The following is a 24,701-nucleotide window of genomic DNA, read 5'->3' on the forward strand; positions in this document are numbered from 1 at the left end:
CTGGGTTCGTTCGCCATGGCCTTCATGGCGGTCGCACTGGTCGAGGTGCATGGCGCATCCCTCGCGACCGCCGGAGCCGTCGTGACGGCGTTCGGTGCCGCGACCATCCCTTCGCGACTCCTCGGCGGCTGGCTGGCCGACACCGTGGGCCGCCGCCCGACCATCGTCGCCGGGCTCGTCGCCTGCGCCGCCGCACAGCTGGTCATCGCCGCGTCTCCCGGGATCGGCGGTGCGCTGATCGGCGCGACGCTGCTCGGGCTGGCCTACGAGATCTACGAGCCGGCATCACAGGCACTGATCGCGGAGTCGGTCGAGGTCGAGCGGCGGCCGCAGGCGTACGGGCTCTATGGAGCCGCGATGGCCGTCGCCGGAGTGGCGGCAGGCGCACTGGCAGCCCTGGTGGGCGGCATCGACCTGCGCCTGCTCTTCGTCGCCGACGCGATCACCTGCCTGGCCGCCGCGGTGCTCGTCCTCGCACTCGTCCGCGACACCACGGCTCGGAGGATGCGCCGACAGCGCTCGGGACCGAGTCCCTGGCGGGATCGCCGGCTCCTGAGGATGCTGGCGCTCGGCACCGGATTCGCCACCGCCTGGATCCTCAGCACGATCGCGCTCCCCCTCACCGTCTCCGCCCGCGGGCACGACACCGCGGCCACCGGCTGGCTCCTCGTGGTCGCCGCGCTGGTCACGATCGCCGGGCAGCGTCTCCTCCGTGGCGCCGCCGCCAGGCCCTTCACGCTCATCCGTGCAGGACTGGTCCTGATGGCCGTCGGCTTCGCCGTCATCGCGTACGCAGCACCGCTGCCGCTCCTCGCGATCGGCACCGCGATCGTGGCCCTCGGTGAGGTTCTTCTGCTGGGCCCGCCGATCGCGCTCGTGGCCGGGCTGGCGGCCACCGACCGCTCACGGGCGGGCTACCTAGCGGCGTACGGGACCTGTTGGGGATCGCGCAGACCATCGGGCCGATGCTTGCGACCGGTCTGCTGTCGTACGGGGTCCCGACGGTCTGGCTCACCGGCGCGGGCCTCTGCCTCGGCCTCGCGGCCGTCACCGCACCGGTTGCGGCCGGATGCTCACCGAGGTAACTCGGCGAGCAGCCGCGCCTCAGAGCACCCGGGCGAGGAACGCCTGGGTGCGCTCGTGCTGCGGGTTGCCGAGCACGTCGGCTGGCAGGCCCTCCTCGACGATCACGCCGCCGTCCATGAAGACGACCTTGTCGGCGACCTCACGGGCGAAGCCCATCTCGTGGGTCACGACCATCATCGTCATGCCCTCGGAGGCCAGGTCCTTCATGACCGCCAGGACGTCGCCGACGAGCTCCGGGTCGAGCGCGGAGGTCGGCTCGTCGAAGAGCATCATGTCGGGGTTCATCGACAGCGCCCGCGCGATGGCGACGCGCTGCTGCTGACCACCGGAGAGGTGGGCCGGGTAGGCGTCCGCCTTGTCGGAGAGCCCGACCTTCTCCAGGTTGGCCCGGGCGATCTGGGTGGCCTCGGCCCGGCCCCGCTTGAGCACCTTCTCCTGCGCGACCGTCAGGTTGCGCAGCGCGGTCATGTGCGGGAACAGGTTGAACTGCTGGAAGACCATCCCGATCCGGGCGCGCAGCGCGTCGACGTCGGCGTCCGGGTCGGTGATCTCGTCACCCTCGACCAGGATCGTGCCGCTGGTCGGCTGCTCGAGCATGTTCACGCAGCGCAGGAGCGTCGACTTGCCGGACCCGGAGGGCCCGATCACGCAGACCACCTCGCCCCGCCCGACATGGAAGTCGATGCCCTTGAGCACCTCGTTCTTCCCGAAGTACTTGTGCAGGTTCTGTACGTCGATGGCGGCGGCACTCCGCGCGCTCTCGGTCACAGTCTGATCGGTCATGCGCGAGCCTTTCCGGCCTTGGCCTCGAGCCGACGTACCAGCATCGACAGCGGGATGGTGATCAGCAGGTAGCAGAGACCGACGATCACGATCGGCGTCAGGTTGGCCTCGCTGTTCATGCCTTCCCTACCCCACTTCGTGAGCTCGTACTGGTCCAGCGAGAGACCGAGCAGGTAGATGAGCGAGGAATCCTTGGTCAGCAGGATCAGCTCGTTCGTCAGCGGCGGCAGGATGATGCGGAACGCCTGCGGGATCACGACGGTCGTCATGGCACGCGCATGCGACATTCCGAGGGTGCGTGCCGCCTCGTACTGCCCCTTCGGCACCGCCTGGATCCCGGCCCGGATCGTCTCGGCCATATAGGCGCCGCCGACGAGGCCGAGCGCCAAGGTGGCGACACCGTAGTTGTCGAACGGGATGTCCAGCTGCGGGAAGGCGCGAGACCAGCCCGGCCCCAGCATCAGGAAGACCACCAGGGCGGGAAGGCCACGGAAGAGCTCGATGACCCCGGTCGACAACCAACGCCACGGCCCCACGCTGGAGAGCCGCATCAGGGCCAGCACGAGGCCGAGCAGCAGTCCGAACGTGAAGCCGAGCGCGGTGTAGATGACCGTGTTCTTCAGTGCGACCGTCAGCACGTTCGGGAACTGCTCGACGACCAGATCCCACTTGAAGAAGCTGTCGAGCAGCGCCTTCCAGTCCGCGAAGAGGACCGCGACCAGGACGATCGCGGCGATCAGCACGTACTGGGCGTAGCGGATCAGCGCCCCACGCCGGCGCTTGCTCAGAGCCATCACTGAGCGGGCGCCTCGCCGAACCACTTGGTGTAGGCCTTGTCGTAGTCCGGGCTGGCGATCGCCTTGTTGAGCACCTCGAGCAGCTTGTCGTTGCCGTCCTTCTTGACCGCCAGGCCGTACTCCTCGCCGGTCGAGAACTCGGTCGTCACCTTCACCTCGGGGTTCTGCTCGACGTAGTAGTTGACCAGCCCGTTGTCGTTGACACCGGCGTCGACGTCGCCGTTGCGGACCGCCTCCATCATCAGGACCGAGTCCTCGTAGGAGACGGACTTGGCACCCTTGGGCAGGTTCTCCTTGACGTACGTCTCACCCGTCGTGCCCTCCTGGACGGCGATCTTCTTCCCGGCCAGCGAGGCCAGGTCGGTGACCGTGGAGTCCGCCGGGACGAGCAATGCCTGGGTCGCCTGGAAGTACGGGTCCGAGAAGTCCATGACGGCAGCGCGCTCCTCGGTGATCGTCATCGCACCCAGAGCCACGTCACAGTCGTCGTTCTTGAGGGAATCGCCGGAGACGATCGTCTCCCACGGCGTGTCGACGACCTCGACCTCGAGACCCTCGGCCTTCGCCGCGATGTCGACGACGTCGATGTCGAACCCGACGACCTCGCCGCCCTTCGTGAACTCGAACGGCTCGTAGGGAAGGTGCGTGCAGACCGTGAGCTTGCCCTCGTCGATGATCTTGGCACCCGACTCCGTGGTCGCTGGCCCACCGCCACCACATGCCGCGAGAGCGAGGCCCAGCACAGGCACGGACAGCACAGCAGCGTAGTTCCGCAGATTCATGCGCCGAACTCTACGACTCTTTGAACGCCGATGGCCCGCCACCCCTCGGGGTGGCGGGCCATCACTGGAGTCAGAGGATCAGGCCTCGTCCTCACCAGCCACGTTCTTGATGCGGTTGGGGTCGACCTGGACACCGGGGCCCATGGTGGTCGAGAGGGTGACCTTCTTCAGGTAGCGGCCCTTGGAGGAGGACGGCTTCAGACGAAGCACCTCCTCGAGAGCAGCGGCGTAGTTCTCAGCAAGCTGAGCCTCGGAGAAGGAGGCCTTGCCGATGATGAAGTGAAGGTTGGCGTGACGGTCGACCCGGAAGTCGATCTTGCCGCCCTTGATGTCGGTCACGGCCTTGGCCGGGTCCGGGGTGACGGTGCCGGTCTTCGGGTTCGGCATGAGGCCACGCGGGCCGAGCACGCGGCCGAGGCGACCGACCTTGCCCATCATGTCGGGGGTCGCGACGACGGCGTCGAAGTCGAGCCAGCCACCGGAGACCTTCTCGATGAGGTCGTCGGCACCGACGACGTCAGCGCCGGCCTCGCGAGCGGCCTCGGCCTTGTCCGGAGCAGCGGCGAAGACGATGACGCGCATCGTCTTACCGGTGCCGTGGGGCAGGCTGACGGTGCCGCGCACCATCTGGTCGGCCTTGCGGGGGTCGACGCCGAGACGCATGACGACGTCAACGGTCTCGTCGAACTTCTTCTTGCTGGAGCCCTTGGCGATCTTGATCGCGGCCAGCGGGGCGTAGAGCTCGTTCTTGTCGAACGTCTCCGACGCCGCGCGGTAGGTCTTGCTGCGCTGCATGGTGAATTCCTTAGTGGTTAAGAGGAGATGTGGTTAGCGAGCCAGCGCGGCTCTCCCACGGTGTCAGTCGGTGGTGACGCCCATGGAGCGGGCGGTGCCCTCGACGATCTTCATCGCTGCGTCGATGTCGTTGGCGTTGAGGTCGGGCAGCTTGGTGGTCGCGATCTCGCGCACCTGGTCCTTGGTCAGCTTGCCGACCTTGTCCTTGTGCGGGACGGACGAGCCCTTCTTCAGGCCGGCGGCCTTCTTGATCAGCTCGGCGGCCGGCGGGGTCTTCGTGATGAAGGTGAACGAGCGGTCCTCGTAGATGGTGATCTCGACGGGGACGACGTTGCCGCGCATGGACTCGGTCTGGGCGTTGTACGCCTTGCAGAACTCCATGATGTTGACGCCGTGCGGACCGAGCGCGGTACCGACCGGCGGGGCCGGGGTCGCGGAGCCGGCCTGCAGCTGCACCTTGACGAGCGCTGCGATCTTCTTCTTCGGAGGCATTCTTGAGATCTCTTCCTTCTCGTGGTCATGACGAAGCCGCTTGTACGTTTCGGCCTCTGCCACCTGCTGTGTTGCTCTCGCAACTGGTCAATTGTCCGTGATCCGTTCGGGTTCGCGAAATCAGCGCAGGGCGGCCCACTGAGTGGGACCCCCTGAGTGACGGCCGCCACTCCCCTTGGCATACTCCCCCGGGGATTTACAAAGGGAGCTCAATTGTTCAATCGACGTCGTCTGTCCATGTTCGCCGCGCTTGTGCCGCTGGCCGCGCTCTCGGCCGCGTGGACCGCCGCCGCCACCGGAACAGCGTTCGATCCGGTCGGACCCGTGACGCTGCCCGGCGGGGAGACCATGGCGACCTCCGTCATCGACCAGGCCGCGAGTGTCACCGAGCCGGCTCCCGCACAGGGTGCTCGCAAGGGAGCCCGGACCGGGACGATCGCCGTCGCGATGGCGCAGGGAAGCGACATCCCGATGACCGCCCTCGCCGCCTACCAGCGCGCGGCTGCCGTAGTGACGACCGCTGACCGGGCCTGCGCCCTCGACTGGACGCTGCTCGCCGCCGTCGGGATGGTCGAGTCCGACCACGGCCGCCTGAAGAGCAGCCGGCTCGACGACTCGGGCAAGGCCACCCCGCCGATCTACGGTCCCGCGCTGAGCACTCCCGCGGGCGACCCTTCCCCCGACACCGACGGAGGCTCCGTCGACAAGCTCTCCAGCGGCGACCGCGCCGTCGGGCCGATGCAGTTCATCCCCACGACCTGGCCGTTGGTCGCCGTCGACGGAGACGGTGACGGCGTACGCGACCCACAGGACATCGACGACGCCGCCCTCGCCGCCGCGGTCTACCTCTGCTCGGGCGACGAGGACGTCTCCACCGACGCGGGCAAGCACGCCGCGCTCAGTCGCTACAACCAGAGCCAGGCGTACGTCACCACCGTCCTGAAGATCGCCAAGGGCTATGCCGACAGCCCCTACGGCGGTGACGACGTCGAGCTCGCCGCCGCCGCTCCGGCCCACGCCGAGTCCAGCCCCTCCGGCCGAGGACCGAACGCGACGGAGAAGACCGACAAGAGGCCCACCAAGAAGAAGCCGACGACGACCGCTCCGAAGCCGACTGCCGCCGCCAAGCCCACGGCGAAGCCGAGCTCGAGCCCCTCGACCGCTCCCAGCCCCAGCCCGACGCCGACCGACGACGGCAGCTGGGCCTCGATCTCCGAACGCCGCGGGATCTGTGCCGCCGAGCTCGCCTCCCGCTTCCCCGACCTCGCCGACGGCTGGGACACCAACCGCGCCGTCGACGCCTGCAGCATCCGGCTGCTCGGCAAGACGGTCACGCAGGCCAACGCGGCCGTGCCCGGTGTCGTCACCGACATCACCGGGTACGTCGAGTGGCTGATCAAGACGCTGCCGTGATCCCGTCACCGATCACTGCTCCCCGCTACTGCTGAACCGATAGGGACGGCTCCCACGTGCGGCCGCCGTCGGTGGAGGCCAGCACCTCCCCGCCCGGGGCGAGATAGAGCGTGTCACCCACCCGGGCGGCGTCCCAGACCTCTGCACCCTCGCCGAGACCGGTGTCGATCTTCTGTGCGCCGGCCTCGGTGAGCAGGGTCTCGCGGTCGCCGCGCAGCAGGATCGCGTCGTCGGTGAGGGCCACCCGATCGTTCAGATGACCTTGCACGCTGCCGAACTCCTGCCACGAGCTCAGGTCGGTCGATCGGTACACGGTCGCAGCAGCCTCGTCTGCTCGGCAGAGCGAGAAGACCGCGGTCCCGGCAGGCATCAGACTGTTCTCGCCACTGCACGGGAACGGCAGCTCGGACCACGTCCGACCACCGTCGCGGGTGACCTTCGGCACGGAGGTCACGTTGCCCTCACCCTCGGGCCTCGGCGTGACCACGAGCGCGTCGCCGACCTGGATCAGATCCTGGGCAGCTCCGATCTCGTCGTACGACACCGATGCGAAGCGGTCGCCATCGAACCGCCACATCGCGCCGGTCGTCGCATCGACCGCCCACGCCGGCCACGTCGGGTCGCCGGTGGCGGCAAGCAGGTAGCTGTGCTCGCCCGGGTCCTCACCCGTCATGGTGGCCTGCTGCCAGGTCACGCCTCCGTCACCGGTGGTCCAGATCCTCCCGCCGACGGCAGCCCAGCCGCTGCGGCCGTCGGGTGCCATGGCGAGCCGGTCGACGTACTCCTCGGTGAAATCATGCAGCCGCTCCCAGGTCTCGCCGTCATAGCGCCACAGCACGCTGCAACCACAGTCCTCCTCCTTGGACGTCACGAGCACCCGGTCAAGGGCGACCTCGACGGTGAGGGCGTGCGTCGGCCGCACCGGGTCGCCTGTCGTCGAGGAGGACTCCGTCGGTGACGGGGCCGGTGTTGCCGGTTCGGGTGCGGAGTCGTCGCGAGTGCTGAGCAGCGAGCCGCCGACGGCGACCGCAGCGACCAGAACGGCAGCCGCGCCGACCACCCCCGCAGTCCGGCGGGCCCGGCGTCGCTGCGCGCCGCGTCGTACCTCTGCCAGCATCTGCTGAGCGGGCTGTTCCGCGGCGATGTCGAGGTCGATCGCGTGGCGGACCTCGTCTTCGAACTGGTTCATCGCTCTTCCTCCCGGTCGGCGAAGGCGGATCGTTGCTCGCGGAGCGTGGTCATCGCTCGGTGGGCCTGGCTCTTGACCGTGCCCACCGAGCAGCCCAGCACTTCAGCGACCTGTGCCTCCGTGAGATCTTCGTAGTAGCGCAGCGCGATCACGGCACGCTGCCTCGGTGGCAGACGTTTGACCGCCGCCAGCAGCTCGTGGTCGGCCGGCCGGTCGGTGCCGACCGGCTCTGGCAGCTCGGCGAGCGGCCGTTCCCGGTGCAGCTTGCGCCACACCGACACGCTGCGGTTGGCCATCGTGCGGCGTACGAACGCCTCGGGGTCCTGCACCTTCGGCCAGTTCAAGAGGGTTCGCTCCAGCGCGTCCTGGACCAGGTCGGCCCCACGCTGGTCATCGCCGGCCAGCACCCGCCCGAGCTTGAGCAGATGTGACAGCCGGGCGGTCACGAACTCGGTGAACGCTGCATCGTCTCGCACACTTGCGCCGGACGCCCGAGGTCGGGTCACCGCGCCCCCACCGGGTATGTGACTTGGCTCCATGACCTGGTGACGCATCAGCCCCGGCAATGGTTGTACCGGGCGAGGATCGCGGGGCGAGCATGCGTCGCCAAATCGCGGAACGCCCGGGCTTCTGCCCGGGCGTTCGGCGTACTGAGTTCTCTGAGGCTGGGTCTCGACCCGCTTACACCGCTTCGCAAGCTCAGCGGTGACGCTCGATCGACCTCTTCGCGTTGTGACCTGCGACTTCGTCGCAGGTCACAGGCTCAGACCTTCTCGATCTGGTTGAACGAGAGCTCGACGGGGGTCTCACGACCGAAGATCTCGACGAGCGCCTTGACCCGCTGCGACTCGGCGTTGAGCTCGGTGATGGTCGCGTGGAGGGTGGCGAAGGGGCCGTCCACGACGGTAACCGAGTCGCCCTCGGCGAAGTCGACGACCTCGACGGGCTTCTTGGCGGTGCCGGTGGCACCGGCGCTGGCGGTCGCGGCCTCACCGGCGGCGGCAGCCTCGGCCTCGGCCTGGGCGACGACGGCGGGGGCGAGCATGTTCTCGACCTCGGTCATCGACAGCGGCACCGGCTGGTGGCTGTGGCCGACGAAGCCGGTCACGGACGGGGTGTGGCGTACGGCGGCCCAGGACTCGTCGGTGAGGTCCATCCGGACCAGCACGTAGCCGGGGAGAACGGTGCGCTTGACCATCTTGCGCTGGCCGTTCTTGATCTCCGGCACCTCCTCGGTGGGGACCACGATCTCGTGGATGTAGTCCTCCATGTTGAGGGAGACGATGCGGTTCTCCAGGTTGGACTTCACCCGGTTCTCCATGCCGGAGTAGGTGTGGATCACGAACCAGTCGCCCGGCTTGGCCCACAGCTCACGGCGGAACGCCTCGAGCGGGTCGTCGTCAGCGGCCTCGGGGGCCTCACCCTCGACGATCTCGTCGAACGACGACTCGTCATCGCCGGCGTCGCCGGACTCGTCGAGCTCGGCCTCTGCAGGCACGTCGGAGGCGGCCTCGGCCGTCTCGAGGACCTCGGTCTCCTCGGTGTAGTCCTGCTCAGACACGTCCTGCTCCAAACCGTTGATTGTGTGTATCGGGTGTGTTCCGCGGGCCGGGGCCCACGCGATCACGCGTCGCGGCCGCCGAACACCCAGAACATCAACTTGCCGAACCCGAGGTCAAGGCCCGCGGTGATCGCCATCATCACGAGGACGAAGACCAGAACCACGATGAAGTACGTCGTGAGCTGGTTCTGCGTCGGCCAGACGACCTTGCGGAGCTCGGCCACGACCTGGCGGTAGAACGTCGGGAGACTGGTGCGCTTCTCCGTCTTCTTGTCGTTCGGAGTCGGGACTGCCTTGCTGTCCGTCACGCCGCCACCTTCTCTCGAAAACGTTTCCATCGCTGGTCCGGCTTTGCAGGGCACGAGGGACTTGAACCCCCAACCTTCGGTTTTGGAGACCGATGCTCTGCCAGTTGAGCTAGTGCCCTACGGAGGTCTGCATCAGACGCGCGGTTGAGGGCGCGGCTAACCATGTGGGAAGACCACCAACGGTGAGTCTACGCACGGGGCGATGGCGGTTCCAAAACCGGGGTGCGATGACCCATAGGATTGCTGGCATGACCTCAGATCCCCGTCCCCTCGCCGAGCTCTCGCGCGAGGAACTCGAAGCGTTCGCAACGGAGCAGCGCGCGGCGTACGACAACTTGGTGGCCAAGGGCCTGAAGCTGGACCTGACCCGGGGGAAGCCCTCCGCGGACCAGCTCAACCTCTCCGACGGCCTGCTCCATCTCCCCAAGTCGACGACGGCCCCGGACGGCACCGACACGCGCAACTACGGCGGTCTGGCGGGCGGGATCGAGATCCGTGAGATCTACGCCGAGCTGCTCGGCCTGGAGACCGACCAGATCATCGCCGGCGGCAACTCGAGCCTCACCATGATGCGCGACACGCTGATGTATCTGTGGCTTCACGGTGGCGTCGACAGCGAGCGTCCCTGGGGTCGCGAGGAGACGGTGAAGTTCATCTGCCCGGTGCCGGGCTACGACCGCCACTTCACGCTGCTGGAGTGGTTCGGGATCGAGATGATCACTGTCCCGATGCACGCCGACGGGCCCGACGTCGAGGCCGTCGCCGCCCTGGTCAAGGACGACCCGACGATCAAGGGCATGTGGCTGGTGCCGACCTACGCCAACCCGACCGGTGACACCACCTCGCAGGAGATCGCCGAGCGGCTCGCCTCGATGCCGACCGCCGCGCCGGACTTCAAGATCTTCTGGGACAACGCCTACGCGCTGCACCACCTCACCCCGGCCGAGACCAAGACCGCCGACGTCGTCTCGCTGGCCAACGCGGCCGGCAACCCTCACCGTCCGCTGGTCTTCGCCTCGACCTCCAAGGTCACCTACGCGGGCGCGGGCGTCGGCTTCTTCGGCGGCTCGAAGGAGAACGTCGCCTGGTGGCTCGACCACCTGAGCCACGGCGCGATCGGCCCGGACAAGGTCAACCACCTGCGGCACGCGGAGTTCTTCGGCTCAGCGGCCGGCGTACGCGAGCACATGGCCAAGCACCGCGAGCTCCTGGCACCGCGGTTCGCGGCCGTCGAGGACGCGCTCACCGACGAGCTCGGCGCGCTCGGGGTGGCGACCTGGACCAAGCCCGCCGGCGGCTACTTCGTCAGCCTCGACGTCCTCCCGGGCACCGCGACCCGGGTGATCGAGCTGGCCAAGGGTGCTGGCGTCGCGCTGACCCCGGCCGGGTCCGCATTCCCGGGGAAGCACGACCCGGAGGACACCAACATCCGCCTCGCCCCGTCCTTCCCGCCGTTGGAGCAGGTCAGCGGGGCCATGGAGGTCGTCACGGTGTGCGTGAAGCTGGCCGCTGCCGAGAAGCTGCTCGCGTGACTGCTGACCGACGCGACCTACGTACGCTGCCGAAGGCGCATCTGCACCTGCACTTCACCGGTGCGATGCGCCACGAGACCCTGCTCGAGCTGGCCGCCCGCGACGGGATCCGGCTGCCCGACCAGCTGGTCTCGGAGTGGCCGCCGGCGCTGAGCGCGGCCGATGAGAAGGGCTGGTTCCGGTTCCAGCGCCTCTACGACGTGGCCCGCTCGGTGCTGCGCACCGAGGCCGACATCCGGCGGCTCGTCATGGAGGTCGCCGAGGACGACGTACGCGACGGCGGCAGGTGGCTCGAGATCCAGGTCGACCCGTCGGGCTATGCGGCGAAGTTCGGCGGGATCACGGCCTTCACGGACCTGGTGCTGGACGCCGTCGGCGAGGCCGAGCGGGCGACCGGGCTCGGGATCGCGGTGATCATCGCCTCCAACCGCACCCGGCACCCGATGGACGCGCGCACGCTGGCGCGCCTGGCCGGGCAGTACGTCGACCACGGTGTGGTCGGGTTCGGGCTCTCCAACGACGAGCGGCGCGGGCGGACCGAGGAGTTCGACCACGCCTTCCGGATCGCCGAGCGGGCCGGACTCCGGCTGATGCCGCACGGCGGTGAGCTGCGCGGGCCCGAGCACATCCGCACCGTGCTGCGGTCGCTGCACGCGACCCGGCTGGGCCACGGCGTACGCGCTGCCGAGGACCCGGTGCTGCTCGACGAGATCGTGCGGGCAGGCGTCGCCTTGGAGGTCTGCCCCACCTCCAACGTGTCGCTCGGCGTCTACTCCGACCTCACCTCCGTGCCGCTGCCGCAGCTGCTCGACGCGGGCGCGACGGTGGCGCTCGGGGCCGATGACCCGCTGCTGTTCGGGTCCCGGCTGGCGGCGCAGTACGCGACGATGCGGGCCGCTCACGAGCTCACCGACGAGACCCTCGCCGACCTGGCGCGGATGTCGATCTCTGCCTCCACGGCACCCGAGTCGACCAAGAAGGGTCTGCTCGCCGAGGTCGACGACTGGCTCAAAACGCCCTCGCAACCCACGGATCCGCCGAGTTAAGACAGAATGTCGGCCATGACGAACCCGTCCGACGATCAGCCCGATCCCAACAAGCCGGCCGACGCCTCCACCCCGCCTTCGCCGAGCCCGTCCGAGCCGGCCCAGCCCGGGCAGGACCAGGCCGACGTGACCCAGGTGGCGACTCCGCCTGCCTCGACGCCGCCCGCGCCGACCCAGCCGATGTACGGCCAGACCTACGGTGAGCAGCCGTCGAACCCCTACGGCGGGGCGACCTTCGACCAGAAGCCGCCGGTCCCGCCGGCGCCGGCAGCGGGCTACGGTCAGACGCCGCCGGCCTATGGCGCTCAGCCGGGCTACGGCCAGGCGCCCTACGGCGCTCCGGCTGCGTACTCGGCTCAGGTGGGCACCCCGGACTCGGGCGCGACCACCGCGATGGTCCTGGGCATCATCGGGCTCGCGGGCGGGTTCTTCTGCGGCCTCCCGATCGTGCTCTCCCCCTTCGCCCTGTTCATGGGTCTGTCCGCGAAGAAGCGGATCGATGCGGCCGCCGGCGCCCTGACCGGCCGCGGCAACGCGCAGGCCGGTTTCATCCTCGGCATCATCGGCACAGTCCTGCTCGTCCTGAGCATCCTCGTCATCGCCATCATCATCGTCATCGGCGTCAGCGGCGGCTTCGACAGTGGCTACGACGACGGCAGCTACGAGCCGTACGACAGCGAGTTCTGAGGGATGACGAGCACGCCACCGCCGGGCTATCAGCCGGCGCCGTACGGATTCCCGCAGCCGCCTCCTCACCCCGAGGCCAACTCGGCGATGGTCTTCGGGATCGTGGGCCTGTGCCTGTCGGTCATGTGCGGCGGGATCGGTGTCTTCATCGCACCGTTCGGATGGATCAAGGGCAAGCGGGTGATGGCCGAGATCGATGCCAACCCGTCGGCCTACAGCGGGCGCGGCAACGCGCAGGCCGGCTTCATCACCGGCCTCATCGGGACGATCTTCGGCGCGCTCTACCTGCTGTTCTGGGTCGCCTACGTCATCTTCATCGTCGTGATGATCTTCGTCGCCGCGGAGACCGAACCCACGACGACGTTCGACAGCATCAACGCGATGCTGAGCAGCCGTATCTGACAGATGGACTGCGGCTACTTCACCTCCGGCGCCTGCCGCTCCTGCCGCTGGCTGGAGATGGCGTACGCCGACCAGCTCGCGCAGAAGCAGCGCCGGGTCGCCGAGGCTCTCGGCGACGTACGTTGGGAGGAACCGGTCTCCAGCCCGGAGGCCGGTTTCCGCAACAAGGCGAAGATGGTCGTCGCCGGGTCGGTGGAGGCGCCGACGCTGGGGATCCTGTCCCACGACGGTCTCGGCGTGGATCTGCTCGCGTGCGGGCTCCACACGCCGGGTCTGCAGGCCGCGCTGCCGGTCCTGTCCCGGTTCGTCACGACCGCGCGACTGACCCCCTACTCGGTGCCCGAGCGGCGTGGCGAGCTCAAGCACGTGATCGTCACCGAGGCTCCCAGCGGCGAGCTGATGGTGCGCTGGGTGCTCCGGTCCACCGAGGCGCTGGCCCGGCTGCGCAAGCACCTTCCGGCGCTGCTCGACGAGCTGCCGATCGCAGTCGCCTCGGTCAACATCCAGCCCGAGCACAAGGCCGTCATCGAGGGGCCCGAGGAGATCTTCCTGACCGCCCGCGAGGCGCTCACGATGGAGGTCAACGGGATCGGCCTGCGACTGCGGCCGCACTCCTTCTTCCAGACCAACACCGCTGTCGCGGCGGCCCTCTACCGCCACGCCCGCGACCTGGTCTCCGCGGTGTCGCCGGGCTCGGTCTGGGATCTCTACTGCGGTGTCGGCGGCTTCGGGCTGCACGTCGCCGCCCCGGGGCGGGAGGTCCTCGGTGTCGAGTCCAGCGAGCAGGCGATCGAGGCCGCCGCCTCGACCGCCGCCGAGCTGGGGCTGCCGGGCACCAGCTGGGTGGCCGGGGACGCGACGGCGTACGCCCTCTCCGCCGGCCCGGCGCCCGACCTGGTCATCGTCAACCCGCCGCGGCGCGGGATCGGTTCCTCGCTCTCCGGGTGGCTGGAGGAGTCGGGCGTCGAGCACGTCGTCTACTCCTCGTGCAACGTCGACACCCTCGCCCGCGACCTGGGCGACATGCCCTCGCTCCGCCCCGTGTCCGCACGACTCCTGGACATGTTCCCGAACACGGATCACCACGAGGTCCTGGTGCACCTGAAGCGCGCCTGACGCCGAGTCGGCGCTGATGTCCCGGAAATTCACGCCGAGTCGGCGCATCTGTCCCGGGATTCTGGGACAGATGCGCCGACTCGACCTTTCAGCGTGGGACATTTGCGCCGAGTCGGCGGGATCTCGTCAGGGTGAGGGTGCCCAGGGTCAGGGCGGCGAGGCCGAGGACGATCGCCATCCCGCCGCCGACGACGCCGTTGCCGGTGCCGGGTCCGCCGTCGGCGACGAGCAGGTTGACCACGCCCACGACCAGGGCGATCGAACCGCAGCCGAGCGCCACGACGGCGCCGTTGCGGCCACGGTTGCCGACACCACGGACGGCGCGGGACAGTGCCGCCGCACCGGCCACCGCTCCGCCGAACCCGACGAACGCGGCGAGCGTCGCCCACAGCCGGGCGGTGGTCAGTGTGTAGGCGCCGACATCCGTGCCGGCGGCGTTGACGAGCACATCGTTCAGGGACATGTGAGACTCCTTCGTCGAGTTCCATCGGATGACTCGATCGTCTCGTCGGCGCACCGCAGAGTCGTCCTGCCGACGTGGACTCTTCGGCACGGTCGCTACTGCGTACGTGGTAGCCGGAAGTCCTACGGGAGACGGACTCGCCGGCGGCACCGCGGGCATATCCTGCTCGCATGGCCAGGCGGCGGATCACCCTCGGGGACGCAGGTATAGCCGCAGGAGTGGCCGTGGCCCAGCTGGCCGCTGCGCTGAGCGGCGGCCACCCGGCCTCCGGCAACGACCTGCTCGGCTATGCCGCGCTGGTCGCGAGCGCTCTGGTCCTCGTCCTCCGGCGCCGGGCGCCGATCGCCGTGCTGGTCGTCAGTGGTGCGTGCGGCCTCGCATTCCAGGCGCTCGGCTTCGACGTCGCGGTGATCGCGTTCCTGGTCGCTGTCTACTCGGCGGTGCGCGAGGGCCATCGGCTGGTCACCGTGATCGCCGCGGTGGTGATGCAGAGCGGACTCTTCCTGGTGGCGTACGCCGCCACGGGCGACCTCGGCGCCGCCTCCGAGCAGGCGCGGGGAGCTCTCGAGATCGCCTGGCTGATCGCGGCGGGCGCGGCCGGCGAGGCGCTTCGGCAGGCCGAGCGGCGTGCCGACGAGGCCGAGCGCACCCGCGAGGCCGCCGCCCAGCGTCGGGCCGACGACGAGCGGCTCCACATCGCCCGCGAGCTGCACGACTCCCTCACCCACCAGATCTCGGTCATCAAGGTGCAGTCCGAGGCCGCCGTCCACGTGGCGCAGCGGCGCGGCGAGGAGGTCCCCGAGTCGCTGCTGGCGATCCGGGAGGCCGGGCGCGAGGCGGCCCGCGAGCTCCGGGCGACGCTGACGGCACTGCGTGACGACGATCCGAACCCGCCGCGGGGGCTCGAGGACGTACGCGATCTGGTGGGGTCCGCCGGGGCGACCGGGCTGGAGGTCACGCTGACCGTCGACGGACAGCCGGGCACGGTGCCTGCGGCGGTGGGCCGGACGGCCTATCGGATCGTCCAGGAGTCGCTGACCAACGTGACCCGTCATGCCGCGGCCACCACCGCGTCGGTCCGCATCGACCATCGGCCCGACTCCATCGGCATCCGGGTCGAGGACAACGGCACCGGGGCCCCGGCCGCGACCGTCCCCGGCGTCGGTCTGCTCGGGATGCGAGAGCGGGTCGCCGCCCTCGGAGGTCAGCTGCGGGCACAACCCCGCGAGGAGGGCGGTTTCATGGTCGAGGCGCGGCTGCCGGTGGAGCGTACGTCGTGATCCGGGTGCTCCTGGTCGACGACCAGCCGCTCATCCGGAGCGGGTTCCGGGCCTTTCTCAACCTCGAGGACGACATCGAGGTGGTCGCCGAGGCGGCCAACGGCGTCGAGGCGGTGGCGCTCGCCCGTGAGCACCTGCCCGACGTGGCGATGGTCGACATCCAGATGCCCGTGGCCGACGGCCTCGAGGCGACCCGGCGCATCGCCGCCGACCCTTCTCTGGGCGGCGTGCACGTGGTGATCCTGACCAACTACGGGATGGACGAGTACGTCCTCGAGGCCCTGCGTGCCGGCGCCGCCGGGTTCCTCGTCAAGGACATCCAGCCGGAGGACTTCGTCCACGCCGTCCGGGTCGCCGCCCGAGGCGACGCGCTGCTCGCGCCGTCGGTCACCCGCGCGCTGATCGACCAGTACGTCGCCCAGCCCTCGCCCGCCGACGCACCCCTCGGGCTCGCCGAGCTCACCAACCGGGAGCGCGAGGCGGTCGGCCTGGTCGCTCGGGGCATGACCAACGCCGAGGTCGCCGAGTCCATGGTGATCAGCGTGCTGACCGCGAAGACCCACATCAACCGGGCCATGACGAAGCTGCACGCGCGTGACCGCGCCCAGCTCGTCGTCATCGCCTACGAGTCGGGGCTGGTCGCTCCTAGAGCTCCACGCCGAGCATGACGGGCTCGTTGACGAGCACGATCCCGTACGCAGCCTCGACCCCGTCACGCACCTCCCGCGCCAGGGCGAGCAGGTCCTCGGTCGTGCCTTCGCCGCGGTTGGTGAGCGCGAGGGTGTGCTTCGTGGAGAGCGAGACCCTCCCGTTGCCGTGCCCCTTCTTGAACCCGGCGTGGTCGATGAGCCAGGCGGCGGAGGTCTTCACGGTGCCGTCGGGCTGTGGGTAGGCCGGAGCACCCTCGGGCACGTCCTCGGGCGCGACCACGGGGTTGGTGAAGAACGAGCCCGCCGACCAGGTGTCGTGGTCGGCCTCGTCGATGACCATGCCCTTGCTGCGACGCAGTGCCAGGACGGCCTCACGGATCTGCTTGGACGGCACCCGGGTGCCCTGCTCGACGCCGAGGGCGCCGGCCAGCTGGGCGTACGCGATCGGGGACCCGGTCTCGCCGTCGGTGCCGAGCCGGAAGGTGACCTCGAGGACCACGTGGCGCCCGGGAGTGGCCTTGAACCGCGACCAGCGGTAGCCGAAGCCGCACTCCTCGGCGGTGAAGCTCCGCACCTCGCGAAGCTCACGGTCGAACACCGTGACCGAGGTGATGGTCTGGGAGACGTCCTGGCCGTACGCGCCGACGTTCTGGATCGGGGTAGCGCCCACGCTGCCGGGGATGCCGGAGAGTGCCTCGACCCCGCTCCAGCCCTTGTCGACGGCGGTGGTCACGAAGTCGTCCCAGGTCTCGCCCGCCGCTACCGTGACGAGTACGCCACCCTCGACCGTCTCCACCGCGATGCCCGTGGTCGCCAGCTTGACGACGGTGCCCGGGAAGCCGGCGTCAGAGACGACCAGGTTGCTGCCGCCGCCGAGGACGAGCACGTCCTTGCCCGCCGCGTCGGCCGCGGTCACGGCCTCGATGATCTCCGCCTCGGTGGTCGCGGTGACGAACTCCGCCGCCGGGCCGCCGAGATGGAAGGTGGTGTAGCTGGAGAGCGACTCAGACACGTACGGAGACCTTCGGCATGCCGAGGACCTTCTGGGCTTCCCCGGTGGTCGAGCTTGTCGAGACCACGGTCAGGGCGATCGTCGCCAGCCCGTCCTCGACCGACTTCACGGTGCCACTGACCGTCACCGACGTGCCCTCGTCGTCATCGGGCACGACGACCGGGTTGGTGAACTTCGCACCGAAGTCGACGACCTCGGCGCCGTCGGTCCACTCCGAGACGGCTCGGGCGACGAGCGCCATCGTGAACATGCCATGGGCGATCACCCCGGGGAGACCGACGGCGGTGGCGATCCGGTCGGACCAGTGGATCGGGTTGAAGTCACCGCTCGCACCCGCGTAGCGGACCAGCGACGCCCGGGTCACCGGGTAGGTCTTCGGGGCCAGCTCGGCGCCCGCTTCGATCGTCGTCATCAGGCGACCTCCGCCGCTCGGTGGACCAGGGTGGCGGACGTGGTGCACACGACCGCACCGGAGTCGTCGGTGATCTCCGAGACCGTGCCGATGATGTCGTTGCCACCGATCTGGCGCAGCGAGGCGACGCTGAGGGTCGCGGTCAGCACGTCACCCGGCGCGATCGGCCGGGCGTAGGAGAACTTCTGCTCGCCGTGCACGATCCGCGACAGCTCCACCTCGACATCGTCGAGGAACGCGTTCATCGCGTCGAAGGCGAGCACGATCGGGAACGTCGCGGGAACCGGGTCACCGCTCTCCCAGCCCACACCGGTGGCGGCAGCGAACTCCCGCACCTTCTCGTCGGTGACCCGATAGGGCCTGGTCGGAGGAAACGCGCGCCCTACGAGCGACCCATCAACTGCCATGCGGCCAACTCTAGGCCCTCGCCGAATCCGCACTTATGGCGGGCGAGTCTGTAGTTGTGGGGAGCGAAACTGCCGATTCGTACGCCACAACTACCGACTCGGCTGCCACAACTACGGACTCGGCAAAAGAACGAACGCCCCGCCTCCCGGAACTCGGGGCGGGGCGTTCGGAGCGCCGATCAGCGTCGCGCTCTACTGAGATGCTTCAGCGGGTCTCGCGGTGCGCGGTGTGCTTGCGGCAACGCGGGCAGTACTTGTTGAGCTCGATGCGGTCGGGGTCGTTCCGACGGTTCTTCTTCGAGATGTAGTTCCGCTCCTTGCACTCGGTGCAAGCGAGGGTGATCTTCGGGCGAACGTCGCTGCTCTTGCTGGCCACAGGAGTTTCCTTACAGTGCTGATCGAGGTGATGCGGTCTTTGGCGGTAGCGGGGGCGGGGATCGAACCCGCGACCTCACGATTATGAGTCGTGCGCTCTAACCGCCTGAGCTACCCCGCCTCAACAGGAATCAGGCCCGCAGCATTCCTACTGCGGGTCCCGAACTCCAGAGCCCCTTTACGGAATCGAACCGTAGACCTTCTCCTTACCATGGAGACGCTCTGCCGACTGAGCTAAAGGGGCGTTGCGAGAGAGAACATTACGGCACGGCGCGATGGGCAACAAATCGAGACGCACCCTTCGCTCGACGACCGCATCACCCCAGGTCAGCGGGGTCCTCGGCGCTCCTGCCGGGCTCCCAGATACGCGCGAAACCCATCGCTTCCTCGAGCTCGTAGGACAGCTCGAGGAGCATTCTTTCCCGTCCTGGAGCGGCCCCGAACATCATCCCCTGGGGCAGCCCGGCGAGCGTCTGCTGCACCGGCAGCGACACCGCCGGCCCACCGGTGACGTTCTGCCACGGCGTGAACGCGACCCAGTCCATCAGCCGCTTCATCACCAGGTCGTAGGCCTGGCTCGGCGCCAGCCGGCCGATCTCCGGGGTCTCGTGCGCGACGGTGGGCGTCAGGACGACGTCGTACGCAGCATGGAACCCCTCCGCGATCGCCTGTGCCTTGCGGAGCCGGACGATGGCGGCCGGGACGTGCTTGGCGTTCCTCATCGTGTGCTGGGCCAGGCCGACGGTGAGGTTGTCGAGCCGCTGGCGGTCCCAGGTCTTGCCGCGCAGCGGGCCGGCGTTGACCAGGGCGACGGCGAGCGTGCCCCAGTAGAGGACGAAGTCGTCGGCGAAGGTCTCGGGCACCGGAGGGGGCACCGTCTCGACGGTGTGGCCCAGCTCCTCCAGGACCGCCGCCGTCTTCAGCGTCAGCTCGGCGACCTCGGGGCTCGCCTCGCGCCCGAGCGCACCGGTGAAGACCGCGAAGCGGAGCCGCTTCGAGCCGGGACCGGTGACGTTCCCGATCGGCGGCAACGAGGTGTGGTGCGCCTTCTCCGCCTCCCGGAAGAAGGCGGCGGTGTCGCGCACCGACCGGGTCAGGACGCCGTCGGTGACGATCTTGAGCGGCAGCAGCCCGTAGAGCGGGTCCTGCGGCAGCCGGTCGCGGGTCGGCTTGAGGCCGACCAGCCCACAGGCGCCCGCGGGGATCCGGATCGAGCCACCACCGTCGTTGCCGTGGGCCATCGGCACCGCCCCGGCGGCCACCAGCGCACCCGAGCCGGCCGACGAGGCACCGGCCACGCGGCCGGTGTCCCACGGGTTGCGCACCGCCCCGAGCCGCGCGTGCTCGGCGGTGCCCGAGAAGCCGAACTCGGAGAGCTGGGTCTTGCCCAGCGACAGCAGGCCGAGCTTGAAGAGCAGCTTGGTCATCTCGCCGTTGCGTGAGGCCGGCGGCATGACGTACGAATCCGTGCCGTTCCTGGTGGGCACCCCGGCGACGTCGGTGTTGTCCTTGATCAGGGTGGGCACGCCCGCGAAGAAGCCGGCCCGGGGAGCCCGCGCCTGGATCCGCGCCCGGTCGAAGGTGCGGTAGGCCATCGCGGCGAGCGCGGGGTCGACCGACTCGATCCGGGCGATCGCCGCTTCGACGACCTCCAGCGTGCTGAAGTCTCCGCGCCGAAGACCCTCGGCGACCCCGACCGCGTCGAGAGTGCCGAGTACGTCGTCGGTGAAGGCGTGCACGCGAGCCATGAGGCCAACGGTAAGGCGTGAGCGAAGGTCAGAGGAGGAAGTACGCCACCAGCGGAACCATGAGACACGTCACGACCGCGGTGAGCCCCATCGCCAGCCCGGAGAAGGCACCCTCGACCTGGCTCTCCTCCAGCATCCGGGCGGTGCCGATGCCGTGGGAGACGGCGCCGACGGCAACGCCTCGGGCTCGCGGGTCACGGATCCGGAGCAGGGTCAGCACCCGCGGCGCGACCATCGCGGCGATGATCCCGATCACGATCGCGAAGGCCGCCGACAGCTCCGGATAGCCGCCGAGGCGGTCGGCCAGCTCGATCGCCACCGGCGTCGTCACCGCCTTCGGAGCCATCGTCCGCTCCAGCACGTCGCTGCCGCCGAGCCAGCGCACCAGCAGGATGCCGCTGACGATCGACACCACTGCGCCGGCGCTCAGCGCGACCAGGACCGGCATCACCATCCCCTTCAGCCGCGAGACCTGGTGGTAGAGCGGGATCGCCAGCGCGACCGTCGCCGGGCCGAGCAGGAAGCTGATCAGGGTCGTGGCATCGGCATAGTCGCCGTAGGACGTGCCACTGACCGTCAGCAGCGTGCCGACGATCACGATCGCGACCGCCACCGGCTGCGCCAGCGGCGAGCGGGTGCGCTTGCGGAGCCACCGCCCCAGCTCGTACGCAGCCACCGTCACGAACAGCCACAGGATGGCGCTCACTCGATCTCCTCCCCCGGCGCGCCCTCGGTGCCGGCAGCCGCGGACACCCGGCGGAGGAAGAGGTTGAGCACCCAGCCCACGGTCGCCAGCCCGAGGAGCCAGGAGCCCAGCAGCGCGACGACGATCGGCACCGCCGAGTCGCGGATGAGCGCGACGTAGGCGATCACGCCGACGCCGGCCGGGATGAAGAAGAGCTGCAGGTGGGAGAGGAAGTAGTCGCCGACCTGGATGATCGGGTCGTCCTCGCCGTCACGGCGGCGCAGGAGCAGCGCGACGAAGAGCAGCAGCATCCCCACGACGGGGCCGGGCAGCGGGATCCCGGTCAGCTCGACGATCGCGGTTCCGGCCAGCTGGCACCCGAGCAGCCAGAGCAGGCCGACGATCACGAGGCGATGGATTCGATGGCCATCGCGGCGCAGCCGACCAAGCCCGAGGAGTCCCCGTGCAGCTGGGCCATGAAGGTGAGCTCGCGGGTGGCGATCGGGTTGGCGCGGGCGTAGACGCTCTCCCGCACCCCGGCCGTGTAGAGGTCGAAGGCACCGGCCATGTCACCGCCGATGACGACGACCTCGGGGTTGAGCAGGTTGACGGCCGTGGCCACGACCTCGCCGAGCTGTCGCCCGCCCTCGCGCAGCAGCCCGCGCGCCACGGCGTCGCCGGCGAGCGCGGCGGCCACCAGGTCGCGTACGTGACCGGCGGGAACGCCGGAGTCGGTCAGCCGCTGGGCCAGCGCCCAGCCCGACGCGACCGTCTCCAGGCAGCCGGTCGAGCCGCAGCGGCAGGGCCGGTCGCCGGCGGCGTCGATGCGGGTGTGGCCGATCTCGCCCGCAGCCCCGAGGGCACCGGTGACCACCTTGCCGTCGACGATGATGCCCATGCCGAGGCCGGTCGAGGCCTTGATGACAAGGGCGTTGCGTACGGGATGGTCGGAGTTGAAGAGCTCCGAGCGCGCCAGCGCATGGGCGTCGTGGGCGAGGATCAGCGGCGCGTCGGTCAGCGAGGTGAAGTAGGGCGCCAGCTGGACGCCGTCCCAACCGCCCATCGCGGGGGTGTCGATGCTCATCCCGAGGTCGGGGTTGACCACGCCGGGAAGGCTCATCCCGATCGCCAGCACCGGCAGGTCGATCGAGGCCACCATCTTGGTCATCCGCTCGACGATCTCGGGCATCAGCGCCTCGGCGGAGATGCCGACCTCGTGGTCGCGGGTGTCGCCGGCCAGCTCGCGGCCGGCGAGGTCGAAGACCGCCGCCTGGCTACGGCTGCGGCCCACCGCCACGGCCAGCACGACCCCTGGGTCTGCGGATTCGTCACTCACGGCTGCAGTCTAAGCACGGGCACGGGCCCGGCCTAAGACCGCGAGCGGAGACGCGCGTTGGGCAGCGGAGGTGCCGGGATGGGCCTCTGGTGGTTGTCCTCGACCACACCGAAACGCCCTGCGGCCAGGTCCTGGGAGTCCTCGACCACCTCGCCACCTCCGCGGGTGACCTGGTCCTGCCACTCCTGGCGGTAGCCGACGACCTCGTCGTGCGTGCGCCCGACGAAGTTCCACCACATGATGATCGACTCGCCGAACGGCGGACCGCCGAGCAGGAGCAGCCGGGTCCATGCCTCACCGGCCTGCAGGACCAGGGTGGTGGCGCCCGGAGGGGCGTACGCCAGCGAGTCCTTCTCCACCGTGGCCGAGGCCGGCCCGGACGGGCCCACGCCGGTCATCTCGACCTCACCCGTGTCCACGAGTACGCCGTGCTCGAACCGGCTCTCGACCGGGATCTCCAGCCGGGTGCCGGGCTCGAGCAGGATCTCGGCGCCGAGGATCTCGGAGTAGGTGCGCACGGGGGACGTGGCGCCCAGGAGCGACCCCAGGAAGACCCTGACGGTCGCCCCGTCGCGCTCGATCGGCGTCGGCGCGTGGTTCTCGAAGGCCGGCTCGACGTCGCGGAACTCGTCCGGCAGCGCGAGCCACAGCTGCGCCCCGTGCAGGACGGTCGCCTCGGGCGTCGAGTTCTCCGAGTGGGAGATGCCGCGCCCTGCGGTCATCAGGTTGACCTCGCCCGGGCGCACCATCGCCACGGTGCCGACCGAGTCACGGTGCTCGATCTCCCCGGTGAACAGCCAGGAGACCGTCGCCAGCCCGGTGTGCGGGTGGGGCGGCACCTCCATCCCGCCGGAGACCACGACGTCGTCGGGACCGTAGTGGTCCAGGAAGCACCACGCGCCGATCAGCGAGCGCGCGCGGGCGGGCAGGGTGCGGCGTACGTTCATCGCCCGAGGACCACCCAGAGGCACGTCTCGCGGAGTGATGATCTGGATCTCGACGCCTTCGTCGCCGGTGCCACCGACACACTCGACAGGGGTGGGGTGGGCATCCAGGTTGGTCATATCTTCAACGATATCTCGTACGTTGCCTCGCCATGCCGCCGTCACATCGAGGTCGCCGACGGGCTACCTCGATGCCACACGATGTGGCCGTGCTCATCGCTCAGCTCGCGAACTTCGTCGGCCCCACCTCCGGAGGGATGAAGACGGCTCTGGAGGCCCTCGCCCGCGGATACGTCGAAGCGGGCCACGACCGGCTTCTCGTCGTCCCCGGCCCGTACGACGCGGTCACCTCGACCGACCTCGGCGAGGTGGTGCAGCTGAGAGCGCCACGCGTGGGCGGCGGCTATCGGCTGATCATCGAGCCGTGGCGGGTGACCGACGTGCTGACCCGCTACCGCCCGACGAGTCTCGAGGTCAGCGACAAGTTCACGATGCTCCCGGTCTCCCGCTGGGCGAGGCGCCAGGGCATCGGGACGGTGCTCTTCTCCCACGAGCGGCTCGACGAGTACATGCCCACCTACACCGGCATGGACACCACCTCGAAGGTCTCCACGGCGCTCCTCAACCGGATGCTGGTGCGCTCCTTCGACCAGGTGCTGGTCACCTCCGACTACGCCCGGCACGAGTTCGAGCCGCTGGCCGCCGCCGTCGGCTGCCCGATCGCCCAGGTGCCGCTGGGCGTCGACCTGGACTTCTTCCGGCCCTCCCTCGGGCACCGCGACGACACCCTGCGGATCGTCCACGTCGGCCGCCTCTCCCGGGAGAAGTCGCCCGATCTCGCCGTCGCGACCGCCGTCGAGCTGCACCGCCGCGGGTTCGACGTACGCATGGACGTCTACGGCGATGGGCCGCACCGTGCCGAGATCGAGGCCCTCGCCGCCGGCGCGCCGATCGTCTTCCACGGCCACGTCTCCGACCGCCACCGGATCGCCCGTGCGCTGGCCGAGGCCGACGTCGCACTCTCGGTCTGCCCCCGCGAGACCTTCGGGCTCGCCGTCCTCGAGGCCCTCGCCAGCGGTACGCCCGTGGTGACCGCCGATCGCGGCGGCGCCCGCGAGCTCATCGACCCCCGGTGCGGAGCCTGGGCCCCTGCCCACCCGGCGGCGCTGGCCGACGCGGTGATCGACGTCGCCGAGCGACCGGTGGTGGCGACCCGCCACGCGGCCCGGGAGCGGGCAGAGCAGTTCCCGTGGGCGCGCACGATCGAGGAGATGCTGGCGCTCCACGAGAGCCTCGCGCAGGAGACCGCGCCGACCTATCTCCTCGCGCCTTCGCGGCAGCGGCAGGCGGCTCGTCGGGCTCGGCGTTACGCATGAGCCGTTGACTCGTTAGAGGTTTCA

The 24,701-nt window shown here is 69.7% G+C and carries 28 protein-coding genes, 3 tRNA genes and 1 pseudogene; 10 read left to right on the plus strand and 22 right to left on the minus strand.

Annotation, left to right across the window (positions count from 1 at the left end):
* Nucleotides 1-24: 24 nt before the first annotated feature.
* A pseudogene (locus OG984_RS29530) lies at nucleotides 25-885 on the plus strand (MFS transporter); the annotation flags it as partial.
* Between the two features lie 219 nt (nucleotides 886-1,104).
* Here OG984_RS29530 and OG984_RS17965 read toward each other — a convergent pair.
* The 5 genes from OG984_RS17965 to rplK all read right to left on the minus strand — a co-directional run bounded on the left by OG984_RS17965 (nucleotide 1,105) and on the right by rplK (nucleotide 4,735).
* A complete protein-coding gene (locus OG984_RS17965; RefSeq protein ID WP_328527593.1) occupies nucleotides 1,105-1,869 on the minus strand; it encodes an amino acid ABC transporter ATP-binding protein in 765 nt (254 codons plus the stop codon).
* Nucleotides 1,866-2,663: an amino acid ABC transporter permease gene (locus OG984_RS17970; protein WP_328527594.1), complete on the minus strand. Its 798-nt coding sequence runs from the start codon at nucleotides 2,661-2,663 to the stop codon at nucleotides 1,866-1,868. Before OG984_RS17970 ends, OG984_RS17965 begins: the two co-directional genes overlap by 4 nt.
* A complete protein-coding gene (locus tag OG984_RS17975) occupies nucleotides 2,663-3,448 on the minus strand; it encodes a transporter substrate-binding domain-containing protein (RefSeq protein ID WP_328527595.1) in 786 nt (261 codons plus the stop codon). The genes OG984_RS17970 and OG984_RS17975 overlap by 1 nt, the downstream gene beginning before the upstream one ends.
* Before the next feature lie 78 nt (nucleotides 3,449-3,526).
* Nucleotides 3,527-4,243 (minus strand): 50S ribosomal protein L1, encoded by a 717-nt coding sequence (gene rplA / locus OG984_RS17980; protein ID WP_008362892.1) that lies wholly within the window; start codon nucleotides 4,241-4,243, stop codon nucleotides 3,527-3,529.
* 63 nt (nucleotides 4,244-4,306) lie between these two features.
* Complete coding sequence (rplK, locus tag OG984_RS17985; RefSeq protein WP_165110510.1) at nucleotides 4,307-4,735, minus strand: 50S ribosomal protein L11; 429 nt, start codon at nucleotides 4,733-4,735, stop codon at nucleotides 4,307-4,309.
* 237 nt (nucleotides 4,736-4,972) lie between these two features.
* On the opposite strand from rplK, the gene OG984_RS17990 reads away from it, so the two are divergent.
* Nucleotides 4,973-6,148: a lytic transglycosylase domain-containing protein gene (locus tag OG984_RS17990; RefSeq protein ID WP_328527596.1), complete on the plus strand. Its 1,176-nt coding sequence runs from the start codon at nucleotides 4,973-4,975 to the stop codon at nucleotides 6,146-6,148.
* A 25-nt stretch (nucleotides 6,149-6,173) separates the two neighbouring features.
* On the opposite strand, the gene OG984_RS17995 is transcribed toward OG984_RS17990, so the two are convergent.
* The 5 genes from OG984_RS17995 to OG984_RS18015 all read right to left on the minus strand — a co-directional run bounded on the left by OG984_RS17995 (nucleotide 6,174) and on the right by OG984_RS18015 (nucleotide 9,325).
* Nucleotides 6,174-7,337 (minus strand): hypothetical protein, encoded by a 1,164-nt coding sequence (locus OG984_RS17995; protein ID WP_328527597.1) that lies wholly within the window; start codon nucleotides 7,335-7,337, stop codon nucleotides 6,174-6,176.
* Nucleotides 7,334-7,813 carry a SigE family RNA polymerase sigma factor gene (locus OG984_RS18000; protein WP_328527598.1) on the minus strand — a complete coding sequence of 160 codons (480 nt, stop codon included), beginning with the start codon at nucleotides 7,811-7,813 and terminating at the stop codon, nucleotides 7,334-7,336. Before OG984_RS18000 ends, OG984_RS17995 begins: the two co-directional genes overlap by 4 nt.
* A gap of 287 nt (nucleotides 7,814-8,100) precedes the next feature.
* A complete protein-coding gene (nusG, locus tag OG984_RS18005) occupies nucleotides 8,101-8,898 on the minus strand; it encodes a transcription termination/antitermination protein NusG (protein WP_328527599.1) in 798 nt (265 codons plus the stop codon).
* Nucleotides 8,899-8,960: 62 nt separating this feature from the next.
* The gene (secE, locus tag OG984_RS18010; RefSeq protein ID WP_008362901.1) at nucleotides 8,961-9,236 is read right to left on the minus strand and encodes a preprotein translocase subunit SecE; all 276 of its coding nucleotides are present in this window, start codon (nucleotides 9,234-9,236) and stop codon (nucleotides 8,961-8,963) included.
* Between the two features lie 16 nt (nucleotides 9,237-9,252).
* Nucleotides 9,253-9,325 (minus strand) — tRNA-Trp (locus tag OG984_RS18015).
* Nucleotides 9,326-9,454: 129 nt separating this feature from the next.
* Between OG984_RS18015 and OG984_RS18020 the strand changes: the two genes are divergently transcribed.
* Genes OG984_RS18020 through rlmC form a run of 5 tightly spaced genes read left to right on the plus strand, consistent with a single transcriptional unit; the run spans nucleotide 9,455 to nucleotide 13,989 of the window.
* Nucleotides 9,455-10,738, plus strand: a complete 1,284-nt coding sequence (locus tag OG984_RS18020) for an aminotransferase class I/II-fold pyridoxal phosphate-dependent enzyme (protein WP_328527600.1) — start codon at nucleotides 9,455-9,457, stop codon at nucleotides 10,736-10,738.
* Entirely contained in the window at nucleotides 10,735-11,784 is a 1,050-nt protein-coding gene (locus tag OG984_RS18025) for an adenosine deaminase (protein ID WP_328527601.1), read from the plus strand. The genes OG984_RS18020 and OG984_RS18025 overlap by 4 nt, the downstream gene beginning before the upstream one ends.
* A 15-nt stretch (nucleotides 11,785-11,799) precedes the next feature.
* Nucleotides 11,800-12,471, plus strand: coding sequence for a DUF4190 domain-containing protein (locus tag OG984_RS18030; protein WP_328527602.1), 672 nt, complete (start codon nucleotides 11,800-11,802; stop codon nucleotides 12,469-12,471).
* A 3-nt stretch (nucleotides 12,472-12,474) separates the two neighbouring features.
* Nucleotides 12,475-12,873, plus strand: a complete 399-nt coding sequence (locus OG984_RS18035) for a DUF4190 domain-containing protein (RefSeq protein WP_328527603.1) — start codon at nucleotides 12,475-12,477, stop codon at nucleotides 12,871-12,873.
* A 3-nt stretch (nucleotides 12,874-12,876) separates the two neighbouring features.
* Nucleotides 12,877-13,989, plus strand: a complete 1,113-nt coding sequence (gene rlmC / locus OG984_RS18040) for a 23S rRNA (uracil(747)-C(5))-methyltransferase RlmC (RefSeq protein ID WP_328527604.1) — start codon at nucleotides 12,877-12,879, stop codon at nucleotides 13,987-13,989.
* A gap of 88 nt (nucleotides 13,990-14,077) precedes the next feature.
* On the opposite strand, the gene OG984_RS18045 is transcribed toward rlmC, so the two are convergent.
* Nucleotides 14,078-14,452, minus strand: a complete 375-nt coding sequence (locus OG984_RS18045) for a DUF6223 family protein (RefSeq protein ID WP_328527605.1) — start codon at nucleotides 14,450-14,452, stop codon at nucleotides 14,078-14,080.
* Nucleotides 14,453-14,622: 170 nt separating this feature from the next.
* Between OG984_RS18045 and OG984_RS18050 the strand changes: the two genes are divergently transcribed.
* Nucleotides 14,623-15,732 (plus strand): sensor histidine kinase, encoded by a 1,110-nt coding sequence (locus OG984_RS18050; protein WP_328527606.1) that lies wholly within the window; start codon nucleotides 14,623-14,625, stop codon nucleotides 15,730-15,732.
* Nucleotides 15,729-16,400, plus strand: coding sequence for a response regulator transcription factor (locus OG984_RS18055; RefSeq protein ID WP_328527607.1), 672 nt, complete (start codon nucleotides 15,729-15,731; stop codon nucleotides 16,398-16,400). Before OG984_RS18050 ends, OG984_RS18055 begins: the two co-directional genes overlap by 4 nt.
* Here OG984_RS18055 and OG984_RS18060 read toward each other — a convergent pair.
* The 11 genes from OG984_RS18060 to OG984_RS18110 all read right to left on the minus strand — a co-directional run bounded on the left by OG984_RS18060 (nucleotide 16,378) and on the right by OG984_RS18110 (nucleotide 23,421).
* Complete coding sequence (locus OG984_RS18060; protein ID WP_328527608.1) at nucleotides 16,378-17,394, minus strand: UDP-N-acetylmuramate dehydrogenase; 1,017 nt, start codon at nucleotides 17,392-17,394, stop codon at nucleotides 16,378-16,380. The two genes, OG984_RS18055 and OG984_RS18060, sit on opposite strands and share 23 nt — an antisense overlap.
* Nucleotides 17,387-17,809, minus strand: coding sequence for a MaoC/PaaZ C-terminal domain-containing protein (locus OG984_RS18065; RefSeq protein ID WP_442941013.1), 423 nt, complete (start codon nucleotides 17,807-17,809; stop codon nucleotides 17,387-17,389). Before OG984_RS18065 ends, OG984_RS18060 begins: the two co-directional genes overlap by 8 nt.
* Nucleotides 17,806-18,213, minus strand: a complete 408-nt coding sequence (locus OG984_RS18070; RefSeq protein WP_196875702.1) for an FAS1-like dehydratase domain-containing protein — start codon at nucleotides 18,211-18,213, stop codon at nucleotides 17,806-17,808. Before OG984_RS18070 ends, OG984_RS18065 begins: the two co-directional genes overlap by 4 nt.
* A gap of 205 nt (nucleotides 18,214-18,418) precedes the next feature.
* On the minus strand, nucleotides 18,419-18,589 hold the full coding sequence (gene rpmG, locus OG984_RS18075) for a 50S ribosomal protein L33 (RefSeq protein WP_091042824.1): 171 nt from the start codon (nucleotides 18,587-18,589) through the stop codon (nucleotides 18,419-18,421).
* A gap of 46 nt (nucleotides 18,590-18,635) precedes the next feature.
* Nucleotides 18,636-18,709 (minus strand) — tRNA-Met (locus OG984_RS18080).
* Between the two features lie 50 nt (nucleotides 18,710-18,759).
* Nucleotides 18,760-18,832, minus strand: a tRNA-Thr gene (locus OG984_RS18085).
* A 73-nt stretch (nucleotides 18,833-18,905) separates the two neighbouring features.
* Nucleotides 18,906-20,336, minus strand: coding sequence for an amidase (locus OG984_RS18090; RefSeq protein ID WP_328527610.1), 1,431 nt, complete (start codon nucleotides 20,334-20,336; stop codon nucleotides 18,906-18,908).
* Nucleotides 20,337-20,364: 28 nt separating this feature from the next.
* Nucleotides 20,365-21,042, minus strand: coding sequence for an LrgB family protein (locus OG984_RS18095; RefSeq protein ID WP_328527611.1), 678 nt, complete (start codon nucleotides 21,040-21,042; stop codon nucleotides 20,365-20,367).
* Nucleotides 21,039-21,428, minus strand: coding sequence for a CidA/LrgA family protein (locus OG984_RS18100; RefSeq protein ID WP_328527612.1), 390 nt, complete (start codon nucleotides 21,426-21,428; stop codon nucleotides 21,039-21,041). The genes OG984_RS18095 and OG984_RS18100 overlap by 4 nt, the downstream gene beginning before the upstream one ends.
* Complete coding sequence (locus tag OG984_RS18105; RefSeq protein ID WP_328527613.1) at nucleotides 21,425-22,357, minus strand: ROK family protein; 933 nt, start codon at nucleotides 22,355-22,357, stop codon at nucleotides 21,425-21,427. Before OG984_RS18105 ends, OG984_RS18100 begins: the two co-directional genes overlap by 4 nt.
* 32 nt (nucleotides 22,358-22,389) lie before the next feature.
* On the minus strand, nucleotides 22,390-23,421 hold the full coding sequence (locus tag OG984_RS18110) for a pirin family protein (protein ID WP_328527614.1): 1,032 nt from the start codon (nucleotides 23,419-23,421) through the stop codon (nucleotides 22,390-22,392).
* A 71-nt stretch (nucleotides 23,422-23,492) separates the two neighbouring features.
* Between OG984_RS18110 and OG984_RS18115 the strand changes: the two genes are divergently transcribed.
* Entirely contained in the window at nucleotides 23,493-24,677 is a 1,185-nt protein-coding gene (locus OG984_RS18115; protein WP_328527615.1) for a glycosyltransferase, read from the plus strand.
* Nucleotides 24,678-24,701 lie beyond the last annotated feature (24 nt).

The sequence above is a fragment of the Nocardioides sp. NBC_00368 genome, assembly GCF_036090055.1.
Classification (GTDB): Bacteria; Actinomycetota; Actinomycetes; order Propionibacteriales; family Nocardioidaceae; genus Nocardioides.